Below are 10,899 nucleotides of genomic sequence, written 5' to 3'. Positions count from 1 at the left end.
GCATCAATGTATTCAAGGTGCGCGAGGTATCGCAGACGCCGGCCATCACCAAAACCCCCAACATGCCCTTTGGCGTGCAGGGCGTGCTGTCCTTGCGCGGCAACATCATCCCGGTGATTTCGCTGGCCAGCTTTGTCGACCCCGAACGCGGCCAGCACAAGTTCGACACCATGATCGTCACCGAATTCAACAAAAGCACCCAGGCTTTTCTGGTGGATTCGGTCGACCATATCATCCGCGTCGACTGGGACCGGGTACGCGCCCCGGAAAACATGATGATGAGCGGTAGCAACTCCAGCATGATCACCGCCATTACCGAACTGGAAGACGGCAAGCTGATCTCCATCCTGGATGTGGAACAAATCCTGGCATCGGTGATTGGCGAACCGCGGCTGCCGGACATTCCGCAGGCACAGCTGGAAACCGACCAGTACCTGTTCTTCGTCGACGACTCGGTGGTGGCGCGCAAGGAAATCACCAGCGTGCTGGAAAAGATGGGCATCAAGTTTCAGCAGGCCACCAATGGCCGCGAAGCCTGGGACCGCCTGCAAGTGCTGGCCAGCCGCAGCTGGGGCGAAGACGAGTCGCTGCACGACTATCTGAAGATCATTCTGGTGGATGCGGAAATGCCGGAAATGGACGGTTATGTGCTGACCAAACTGATCAAATCCGATGTCCGCTTCAAGGGCATCCCGGTCATCATGCACTCCTCGCTGTCCTCCAACGCCAACAGGGCAATGGGCTCCAGCGTGGGGGTGGATGCCTATGTGGCCAAGTTCGATCCCGCCGTCTTGTCTGAAACCCTGATGCCTTACCTGCAAAGATAAGACCGTACTGACAGGAAACAAAACGAGGGCGCAGCGCTGCCGATTCCGTGGAAAATCATTTTTCTGGAGCTGTCATTCATGGTGGACAAGAATATCAAATTCCTGGTGGTCGATGATTTTTCAACCATGAGAAGAATTGTTCGCAATTTGTTGAAAGAATTGGGATTTACCAATATAGACGAAGCCGAGGACGGCCAGGTGGCCCTGCACAAGCTGAAGAGCCAGAACTTCGACTTCATCGTTTCCGACTGGAACATGCCGAACATGACCGGCATCGAGCTGCTGAAAGCAGTACGCGCCGACCAGCAGATCAAGCATCTGCCCTTCATGATGATTACCGCCGAAGCCAAGCGGGAAAACATCGTCGAAGCGGCCATGGCCGGTGCCAGCGGCTACATCGTCAAACCCTTTACCGCCGCAACGCTGGAAGAAAAGATGAACAAGATCTTCCAGACCATGAACAAATAAACGCATCAACATGGCCAACCAACTTGCCAGGTCAACACAGAGGAGAGGCTATCGTGCCGGATCACATTCTTGATAGCGGAGATTCCCCGGATCTCGAAGCACTGTTTGACAGCATTGCCAGCCAGCACAAAGAGCAAGAGGCTCCTGCCCCGGTGGCAGTGGCAGCCCAGCCCGAGGCCGGCAGCACCAATGACAGCGAAGAGATGTACGAACAGATCGGCCAGATCACCCGCAAAATGCACAATGCCCTGCGCGACATGGGCTATGACAAGTCGCTGGAGCGCGTTGCCGACGCCATACCGGACGCCCGCGACCGGCTGAGCTACATCGCCTCGCTCACCAAGAGCGCGGCCGACCGGGTGCTCAATGCCATCGATGTCGCCCAGCCGCTGCAGGACCATCTGGGCAACCACTCGAAAACCCTGGCCGAACGCTGGAACCTGCTCTATGCCAACCAGCTGTCCACCGAGGAATTCAAGCAGCTGGCGCAGGATACCCACCAGTACCTGAACCAGGTGCCGCAGCAAACCCACGAAACCAATACCCAGCTGCTGGAAATCGTGATGGCGCAGGACTTTCAGGATCTGACCGGCCAGGTCATCAAGAAGATGATGGACATGTTCAAGAACCTGGAAACAGAAATGCTGACCTTGCTGGTGCAGTTTTCACCCGAGCACAAAAAGGGAGAACTGGACAGCAATCTGCTCAACGGCCCGGTCATCAATCCGGAAGGCCAGCCCGACGCGGTGTCCAACCAGCAGCAAGTGGACGACCTGCTGGAAAGCCTGGGCTTCTAGCCCGGCCCGGTCGCTGCAGCCAGCCAAGCCCCGCCACGGCGGGGCTTTGTCATGGCTGACGGTCTGCGGCCAGGCGCGGCCTGCACCGCCTGTTGCCGCTGCTGCTTGCATTGGCGGAGGAAAAGCCTACACTCAACATTGCTGCAATGCACAATGAAGGAAGCCTCATGAACGTCGAATTCAGCCGGCTTCAGGCAACCACCCGCCCGGCCGTTCTTGCACACCTGCAAATACTGAGCGACGAAGACCGCTTTACCCGCTTTGGTCTGGAAATGAGCGAGGCCGCCCTCGCCGACTACGTCGACCGCATCAATTTCAATCGCGACATCGTCATCGGTGTGCTGTACCGTGGCCTGCTGATCGGCGTGGTGCATATCGCGGTGTTCCAGCATGAAGGCCATCCCTGCGGCGAGCTGGGCATCAGCGTGGACAGCTTCTGCCAGGGCAAGGGCATAGGCCGCATGTTGTTCGACCAGGCGCTGGAGCATGCCCGCCGCCGCAAGGTCAACAGCCTGCGCATCCAGTATCTGCGCCGCAATGGCCGCATGGCCTCGCTATGCCGTGGCCTGACCACCCGCTTTGCCCAGGACGGCGAGGAGACCTCTTGCCAGATCCAGCTGGCCGAGGCCGACCCGGCCGCAGCCTGCCGCTACGAGATGAACGATGGCATCGAACTGTTTCATGCCGATGCCGTGGCAGCACGCGCCCATGTGCTGTTCATTCACGGCGTGGCCGGAGATGGCTGGCAGTGGCGGGAAAACTTCCTGCCCTACTTTGCCCGCCACGGCCTGAGCAGCACCGCCCTGTCATTGCGCGGCCATGGCGGCAGCCCGGCCCGCGCCAACCAGACCTTGCGCGGCTATGAGGAAGACGTCTACCACGTCCTGGAACAGCTGGCCGACAAACCGGTGCTGATCGTGGGCCACTCCATGGGCGGCTTTCTCACCCAGCGCGTGCTGGACGGCAATCAGCGCATACGCAAGGCCAGCCTGATCTGCTCGGTACCGCCCTGGGGCCTGCTGCCGGGCACGCTGGAGCCGGTGGTCGAATTCATGGGCGACCCGCTGGGCAAGGCCATCGCCCTGCAAGCGGCCGAGGGCAAGCCTGCCTATGTCAATCCGGACAATATCAGCGCGCAGGTGCAGGTCATCGGCGGCAGCCGCGACCGCCTGATTCCGCCAGAGGTGGTGGCCGCCACCGCCCGCTCCTACGATACCGAGGCGGTGATCATCGAGGATGCCGGCCACGCGGTGATTTCCAGCTCGAAATGGCAGGCGGTGGCCGACCAGTTGCTACAGCACCTGCGCTAGCCGACTCAGACGGCTTGCTCGTAGCCCAGCCAGACCCGGATCTGCTCGCGAATCAGGTCGATGAACAGCTGCTGGGTCAGTGTTGAGGGGTGGCGCAGGCTGATGGCCATGGCCAGCTTGCTGGACAGCACCGGCTCGACAATCTTGCGCACGGTAAAGCGCGAGGCATCGGCCAGCGAGGCCACCGCACTGCGGGTGAGCACCGCCGAGCCATAGCCATCGGCCACCAGTTCCAGAATGGCGGACACGCCGTCGATTTCCAGCTCGATGTTGGGGCGGCAGCCGATATTGGCCAGCTCGGACTCCACCAGCATGCGAATGGAGTTGGGCCGGCTGGGGATGATCAAGGGCGTGCCGGCCACCTCGCGCAGGGTAATGCTGTCCGGCGCATGGTCAAAGCGGGCCGTCATCAGGAACAGCTCCTCCTCCAGCAGGGGGAAGGTTTCCACTTCTGCCGAGGGAATCACGTTGTACAGCAGGGCCACGTCCAGCCGCCCGGCCACCAGCGCCTCGTGCATGGTGACCGACAAGCCCTCGCAGATGGACAGCGAGGCATTGGGCAGCCGGGCGCGAAAGGTTTTGGTCAGCGGCACCGCCAATACCTTGAGCAGGCTGGGCGGCAAACCCACCACCACATGGCCGGCCATGGCGCCACGCACCTTGCCCAGTTCCTCCTTCACCCGCTCCACCTGGTGCAAAATGCCCAGGCTGTGCTCCAGCAATACCTTGCCCGCCTCGGTCATCGTCACCCCACGGCCATTGCGAATCAGCAGGTTCTGCCGCAGCTCCACTTCCAGCATGCGGATCTGCCGGCTGAGCGCCGGCTGGGCAATGTTCAGCGCATTTGAGGCGCGGGTAAAACTGCCCAGCTCCGCCACACAGGTAAAGTACTGCAACTGTTTCAAATCCATACACCCAACCTTGTTATCGTGATGCCTGCCCGCCGCGCAGGCGGAGCCTGTCATGCTGTCCCGGCCTGACGACCAAGCCAGAAGCATGGCATTACCCTTGCCGTCTGTCCAAACAGATATTGGCGGCATCAATGCCGCGGCTGCTGACTCAATAGCTGCCCGGCAGTCGGCGGCAGTTGCCACACATCCCACAGTGCCAGCAAGGTCAGGCCAGCCAGTAGCACAAAGGCAAAATGGTAATGCGTCAGCACACTGGCCTGCGGCAACCAGGACGCAGCCATGCGCAGGCCGACCGCCGCAATGGCAATACCGAAGCCATAGGCCATGCGCAGCAGCATATTGAACAGGGTATTGGCGTGGCTCATCTGTGCTGGCGGCACGTCGACAAAAGCCAGGGTACTCAAGGTAGTAAAGGTCATGGAACGGGCCATGCCGGACAGCAGCAACACCAGCACCAGCCAGGGCCAAGGCGTATCCGGCCCGAAGGTGGCAATCAGCAAGGTCAGCAGCACCAGCGCCAGGCCACTCAGTAACAGCGTGCTGCGAAAACCGAAGCGGCGCAGCGTGCGGCTGGTCAACACCTTCATGCCCAGATTGCCGGCAAACAGGGTGAGCAGCAGCAGGCCGGAACGGAAGGCATCCATGCCCATGCCCAACTGGAACATCAACGGCAGCAAAAACGGCGTGGTATTGATGGCAGCGCGCAATAAAGAGCCGCCGACAATGGTGGTGCGGTAAGTGCGAATGCGCAGGATGGACAAATCCAGCAAGGGGGCATGGCTACGCTGGCAGTGCCGCCACAGGCCCGTCAACAGTGCGCCGGAACAAAACAAGCAGAGTATGGCCAGCATCAGGTGGCCGTGGCCGCCCACCTGCTCCAGCCCGCTCATCAGCAACAGACAGGCCATGCCGCACAGCAGGAAGCCTGGCCAATCAAAACGGTTGGCGGCGGCGAGGTCATCCTGCGGAGGAATCAGCCACCAGGCCAGCCCCAGTGCCACGATGCCCAAGGGCAGGTTCAGCAGGAAAATCCAGTGCCAGGAAGCATAGGTGGTGATGAAGCCACCCAATGGCGGCCCCAGCACGGGTGCCACCAGCCCCGGCCAGGTAATCATGGCGATGGCTTGCATCAGGTTTTGCTTGGGCGTGTTGCGCAATACGGCCAGCCGCCCCACCGGCACCATCATCGCGCCACCAATGCCTTGCAGCACCCGCGCCAGGGCAAACTGCCACAGGTTTTGCGACATGGCGCACAGCAAGGATGCCAGCGTGAACAGTACGATGGAGGCCATGAACACCCGACGGCAGCCCAACCGGTCGGCCAGCCAGCCGCTGGCTGGAATCAACAGTGTCAGGGTCAGCAAATAAGCAGTGATGCCGATGTTCAGGTCCACCGGCTGCACGCCAAAAGTTGCCGCCATGGCAGGCAAGGCGGTGTTGATGACCGTGGCATCCAGGTTTTCCATGAAGAATGCGCCGGCCACCAGCAAGGCGATCAGTGAGGAAGGGCTAAAGCGGTCAGCAAGTTGCATGGGCAGACAAACGGATAAAACCGCAGGACGGGTCGTCCCCACCCTGCGGTTGAGCTGGAGGTATCAGAATCAGAAGTTTTTCCACATGCCCACGGCCAGCGAATGCTGCTTGCTGGCACCCACGGCTGTGGCACTGGGGTTGCCGCCCAGCACATAAGTGGCATTGGCCTGGTTGTGCAGCTCGGTCAGCAGCACATACACCTGGGTGGTCTTGCTCAGTACACGGTTGTAAGCCAGCGTGCCCATCTTGGCGCCACTGTCCTGCACCGCAGCCGATCCCTTCCACGACGCGGCCTGACCATACTGGGCCGAGAAGATATTGGCGCCGGTGGTGTAGGTGCCAATCAGGCTGCCGTAATTGCGGCTACGGCTGTTACCGGTCTGGTTGATGTTGTCCAGGATGTCATGTTCCACCAGGCCACCCACATACACGCTGCCGAAGTTGTAACCCACCGCCAGCATGTGCATCAGGCCGTTCTGGTAGAAGTTGCTGGACATGACCTGCATGGCGCGGTTTTGCTGGAAACCGTAACCCACGCGCAGCTGACCATCGTCATAAGTCAGGTTGCCGGATACCAGCGTTGCACCATGGCTGGTGGTTTCGGCACCGCCGGTGCCACTGGTCAGCGAATACTGGATACGTGCCGTGACATTATTGAACCTGGGAGTCTGATAGCTTACCGAATTACCGGCGCGCACATCAAAACCGCCGCTGGCCAGGCTGCCGCCATTGGCCCACAGCGTGGCATCGTTGGAAATACCGGTGGCGTACTGGAAGCTGTTGCCGGCGATATAGTGCAAGTCGTCAATGGCTACCAGGAAGTTACCGGCCTTCAGCGTACCCAGCTGATCAGAGCTCAGGCCGATAAAGCTTTCGCGGCCAGCCCAGGTATTGGAGCCGGTGCCGGAACCATCGTCGATGGCCACGCCGGATTCCACCTGCCAGATGGCTTTCAGGCCGTTGCCCAGGTCCTCGGTCCCCTTGAAGCCGATGCGCGAGGTGTCGTTTTGTACCTTGTTGGTGGAGAAAGCCGTGCTGGCCGCGCCGGACTTGGTATTTTCAAAGTCGGCATGGATACGGCCATAAATGGTGACCGTGGAATCGTCCGCCAGCGCGGCATTGGCCAGCAGCGGGGACAGGGAAGCCAGCAGCAGCAATTGGGTCTTGTGTTTCACGATTATCTCCATATCTGTTTATTCACAGATTGATATTTGTTTAAAATTAATCCTCAATCCGGGCACGGCCTGCGCGAGTGGCCCCACCCCTTACTACGCTGCTCGCTGCTGACGCTGGCTGTCGGCAGATTGACATTGGTCATCAAAAGCGGGCAGATTCAGCCTTTATTGCCACTTCTCCTTTCATTGGTATCCGGTTTTGATGTCCACAGACAGCCCCAGCTTGCCCACCCGGCGCAAGAACGACCCCGAAGGCATGCGCCAGCGCATTCTGGAAGCGGCCCAGTCCGAATTTGTCCAGCACGGTTTCAGCGGTGCCCGGCTGGACAATATCGCCGAGCAGTCCAATACCAACAAACGCATGGTGGTGTACCACTTCCGCAGCAAGAAGGAGCTGTACATCGCGGTGCTGGAACGGGTGTATGGCGAAATCCGCGATATCGAAAAACAGCTGCAGCTGGAAGGCCTGCCACCGCGCGAAGCCATGGCCCTGCTCACCGGCTTTACCTTCGACTACCACCACAACCATCCCGACTTCTGCCGGCTGGTAAGTATCGAAAACATCCACCAGGCGCGGCATATTGCCGATTCCGACATCATCCGCCAGCGCAACCGCAGCGTGATCGAGGTGGTGGAAGGCATTCTGGCGCGTGGCATTGCCGACCGGGTATTCCACGACCAGGCGGATGCCATCGACGTCCACATGCTGATCAGCTCGCTGTGCTTCTACCGCGTATCCAACCGCCACACCTTTGCCAGCCTGTTCGGGCGCGATCTCACCCTGCCCGAACACGCCAGCCGTCACCGGCAAATCGTCATTGATACGGTATTGGCCTATCTGGAGCGGGCGGCCGACTGAGTCAGCAGCCCGTCAGTTTGTCATCAATGGTGCATGGCCTTGCTGGCAGCACTTACCGGCTGTACCGGCAAGCCCTTGCTGGCCAGGTTTTTCAGCAGCAGCGACAGCACGATGATGCCGGCCGGGACGGCCAGGGCAGCAAACACCTGGGAGAAGGTCCAGCCCCAGGCCAGCATCTGGCCACCGGCAAAGGCGCTGAGTACCGCACCGATACGGCCCACACCATGCATCCAGCTGGAACCGGTGGCACGCGCCGCCGTGGGGTAGAAGCCGGCAGACAAGGCATTCATGCCGGTATTGGCGCCGTTGAAACAGAAGCCCACGGCGAAGGTGAGCACACACAACAACGGCAATTCATGCGCTACCGAGGTGAAACCGAACAGCAGCAGTGCACCCAAGGCATAAGTCGTTGCCAGCACCTTGTGCGGATTGGCGCGGTCCATGCACCAGCCCATGAACAGGGAACCTGCCGGGCCGCCAAACTGGAAGAAGGCTGCGATGAAGGCGGCATCAGCCAGTGTATAGCCAGACTCCTTCACCAGGGTCGGCATCCAGCTGCCCATCAGGTAGACCACGAACAGCGCCATGAAGTAACCCAGCCACAGCATGAAGGAACCAAAGCGGTACTGGCGGGACAGCACAGTGCGGATGGAATTGGTCTTGAGTGCGGTATCGGCATTGCCCATGGTGAAGCTGGCATCTTTCATGGACAGGTCCGGCGCCAGGCGTTGCACGATCTTGGCAATACGGGCGGCCGGGGCATTGCGCACTACCAGGAAACGTACTGATTCCGGCAGGAACAGCAACAGCGCAATAGAGACGGCAATCGGCAGCACACCACCAAAAATCAGCACGCTTTGCCAGCCGAAATGCGGAATCATCCAGGCCGACAGGAAGCCACCACCGGCAGCACCCACGGTAAAGCCGCAGAACACCACGGTAACCAGGAAGGAGCGACGGCGTTCCGGCGCAAATTCCGACACCAGCGTGCCGACATTGGGCATGGCAGCACCAAGGCCCAGGCCGGTGAGGAAGCGGAAGATCACCAGATGGGTGATGTCACCCGAAGTGGCCGTCACCAGCGTCCAGAATCCGAAGAAGAACACCGACAACACCAGCACCACCTTGCGGCCCAGGTAGTCTGCCAGCGGACCGGCAAACAAGGCACCCAGGGTCAGGCCCGCCAGCGCGGCGCTCAGTACCGGTGCCAGCTGCGGGTTGGTCACATGCCACAGGCGTTTGAGTTCCGGGGCGATGAAACCCATGATGGCCACGTCAAAACCGTCGGCCGCGATAATGCAGAATCCGAAAAACACCACCAGCCACTGAAAGCGGTTGATGGGACGATCGTCGATCAATGACCGAACATTGATGACATTGCTGGCCTTACTCATCTGTTTGTCTCCTGTTGCAGCGCTGACTATCAATCGCTGCCTTGTTGTTCTGGCTGTCTGCCCTGCCCTTGCCGGTCAGCTGCAGGCTGGTGAAGCTGCTGTCCCTTGTCGGCGTCTTTGCTGTTGGTGGGTGGAGCCTGCCGCTGATGACGGGCTGGTCCGGCCGTGCACCGCTTGCTGCCTGGTGCTGCCTGGGCTTGGCATGCTTGTCCATGCGTCACTGGCATGGATCGCATTCTGACTTGGCATGATTCCCAAAAACATACCGCAAAAAATCTATCAGTTATACCGATTTACGATAACAGCGCCCCATCCATGTGCAGATATCCATGTCATGCACCAGCGCCTGGTTTTTGTAGTTTTCCTACGTCAAATCAGTACATTAAAAAAATACAACAGCCGGAAACAAGCACAGAAATCCGCTGCCCCGCCCTGTTTCAGTGCGGGAAATCCCTGAGCCCTGTCACGCCACAAATGCAAGCCCGGCCTGCATTTTCCGGCTGAAACCGACAAGCAAAAGCGCATACCTGTCGCCTGCCAGTAATGGCCGCCGGACACGACACCCCAGCGCAAAACCAAAACAAAGTTATTTTTTTGAATTGCATTCCATTTTTTGCAATTGCATACTGCCCAGCCATCAGCCACCGCAAAACAGCTTGGCCAGGCAGGGGAAGGCAAGCACGCCCTCCGCCTGCGCCAGCAATACAGGAGAGACTCATGCCACCACGCCAGCTCGCCCTTGCTGCCCTCAGCATGCTGGAGCTATCCCCGCCCGACATGGTCAGCTGCGCCGCTGCTGCCGGCTTCAGCCATGTGGGCCTGCGCCTGCTGCCGGCCACCGCCGAAGAACCGCAACACGACATGCTGGGCAACAGCCCGCTGCTGCGCGCAACCTTGCAGCGCCTGCAAGACAGCGGCCTGCAAGTGTCTGATGTGGAAATACTTCGCCTTAAAGCAGAGCTTGATGTCGCCAGCTATCTGCCCATGCTGGAAAGCGCCGCCCGGCTGGGCGCACGCGAGGTACTGGTGGCCGGCAACGACCCGGACTTTGCCCGCTGCGTGGACAGTTTTGCCCGGCTGTGTGAACTGGGCGCGCCGCTGGGACTGAGCATGAATATCGAGCCCATGCCCTGGACTGACATCCGCAACATCGCCATGGCCCTGCAACTGCTGGAACAGGCTGGCCAGGACAATGCCGCCCTGTTGGTGGATGCCATCCACTTCGACCGCGCCGGTGATACCCCGGCCATGCTGGCCAAGGTGCCAGACCAGCGCCTGCACTACATGCAGTTGTGCGATGCCCCGGCCGCCAAGCCAGACTCCATCGAACAACTGCTGTACCAGGCCCGCGCCGAGCGCATGCCACCGGGCCATGGCGGGCTGGCGCTGGGCGAACTGCTGCTGGCCTTGCCGCCGGAGCTGCCGATTGCGCTGGAAGTGCCGATGCACAGCAAGGCCCATCTGGGTGCCGTGGAGCGGGCCAAGCTGCTGCGCAGTGCTGCACAACAAATATTGCAGCGCACCTACGGCACAGCGCTGGAGTCGGCTGGCACGTAACAATCTTCCATTAAAAAAATTCACAAAACGTACCGACTGGTTGCTTTTATGCAACAAAACGGACGCAA

Annotated in this window: 11 protein-coding genes; 6 read left to right on the top strand and 5 right to left on the bottom strand. The window is 60.1% G+C overall.

Annotated elements, in window-relative coordinates; translation table 11 throughout:
- The 4 genes from JHD64_RS17545 to JHD64_RS17530 all read left to right on the top strand — a co-directional run.
- On the top strand, nt 1-827 hold an 827-nt coding region (locus tag JHD64_RS17545; protein ID WP_199054578.1), incomplete at its 5' end, for a chemotaxis protein.
- A gap of 81 nt (nt 828-908) precedes the next feature.
- Nucleotides 909-1,295, top strand: coding sequence for a chemotaxis response regulator CheY (gene cheY, locus JHD64_RS17540; protein ID WP_199054579.1), 387 nt, complete (start codon nt 909-911; stop codon nt 1,293-1,295).
- 53 nt (nt 1,296-1,348) lie between these two features.
- Entirely contained in the window at nt 1,349-2,092 is a 744-nt protein-coding gene (cheZ, locus tag JHD64_RS17535; protein ID WP_059284317.1) for a protein phosphatase CheZ, read from the top strand.
- 167 nt (nt 2,093-2,259) lie between these two features.
- Nucleotides 2,260-3,402: an alpha/beta fold hydrolase gene (locus tag JHD64_RS17530; RefSeq protein WP_199054577.1), complete on the top strand. Its 1,143-nt coding sequence runs from the start codon at nt 2,260-2,262 to the stop codon at nt 3,400-3,402.
- Nucleotides 3,403-3,407: 5 nt separating this feature from the next.
- On the opposite strand, the gene JHD64_RS17525 is transcribed toward JHD64_RS17530, so the two are convergent.
- The 3 genes from JHD64_RS17525 to JHD64_RS17515 form a co-directional block, all read right to left on the bottom strand.
- Nucleotides 3,408-4,313, bottom strand: coding sequence for a LysR substrate-binding domain-containing protein (locus JHD64_RS17525; RefSeq protein WP_199054574.1), 906 nt, complete (start codon nt 4,311-4,313; stop codon nt 3,408-3,410).
- A 128-nt stretch (nt 4,314-4,441) separates the two neighbouring features.
- Nucleotides 4,442-5,845, bottom strand: coding sequence for an MFS transporter (locus JHD64_RS17520; protein WP_199054572.1), 1,404 nt, complete (start codon nt 5,843-5,845; stop codon nt 4,442-4,444).
- Between the two features lie 69 nt (nt 5,846-5,914).
- Entirely contained in the window at nt 5,915-7,021 is a 1,107-nt protein-coding gene (locus JHD64_RS17515; RefSeq protein ID WP_370540975.1) for a porin, read from the bottom strand.
- 202 nt (nt 7,022-7,223) lie between these two features.
- On the opposite strand from JHD64_RS17515, the gene JHD64_RS17510 reads away from it, so the two are divergent.
- On the top strand, nt 7,224-7,880 hold the full coding sequence (locus JHD64_RS17510; protein ID WP_199054568.1) for a TetR family transcriptional regulator: 657 nt from the start codon (nt 7,224-7,226) through the stop codon (nt 7,878-7,880).
- Between the two features lie 23 nt (nt 7,881-7,903).
- Here JHD64_RS17510 and JHD64_RS17505 read toward each other — a convergent pair whose 3' ends face one another.
- Both JHD64_RS17505 and JHD64_RS17500 read right to left on the bottom strand, forming a co-directional pair.
- Nucleotides 7,904-9,274 carry an aromatic acid/H+ symport family MFS transporter gene (locus tag JHD64_RS17505; RefSeq protein WP_199054566.1) on the bottom strand — a complete coding sequence of 457 codons (1,371 nt, stop codon included), beginning with the start codon at nt 9,272-9,274 and terminating at the stop codon, nt 7,904-7,906.
- A gap of 369 nt (nt 9,275-9,643) precedes the next feature.
- Complete coding sequence (locus JHD64_RS17500) at nt 9,644-9,952, bottom strand: hypothetical protein (RefSeq protein WP_199054564.1); 309 nt, start codon at nt 9,950-9,952, stop codon at nt 9,644-9,646.
- A 39-nt stretch (nt 9,953-9,991) separates the two neighbouring features.
- On the opposite strand from JHD64_RS17500, the gene JHD64_RS17495 reads away from it, so the two are divergent.
- On the top strand, nt 9,992-10,831 hold the full coding sequence (locus tag JHD64_RS17495; protein WP_199054562.1) for a sugar phosphate isomerase/epimerase: 840 nt from the start codon (nt 9,992-9,994) through the stop codon (nt 10,829-10,831).
- Nucleotides 10,832-10,899: the final 68 nt, after the last annotated feature.

The organism is Aquitalea sp. ASV15, from assembly GCF_016429115.1.
Taxonomy (GTDB): domain Bacteria; phylum Pseudomonadota; class Gammaproteobacteria; order Burkholderiales; family Chromobacteriaceae; genus Aquitalea; species Aquitalea magnusonii.
The sequence above is the reverse complement of the archived record's forward strand: the minus strand, read 5'-3'. Positions and strand labels throughout refer to the sequence as shown.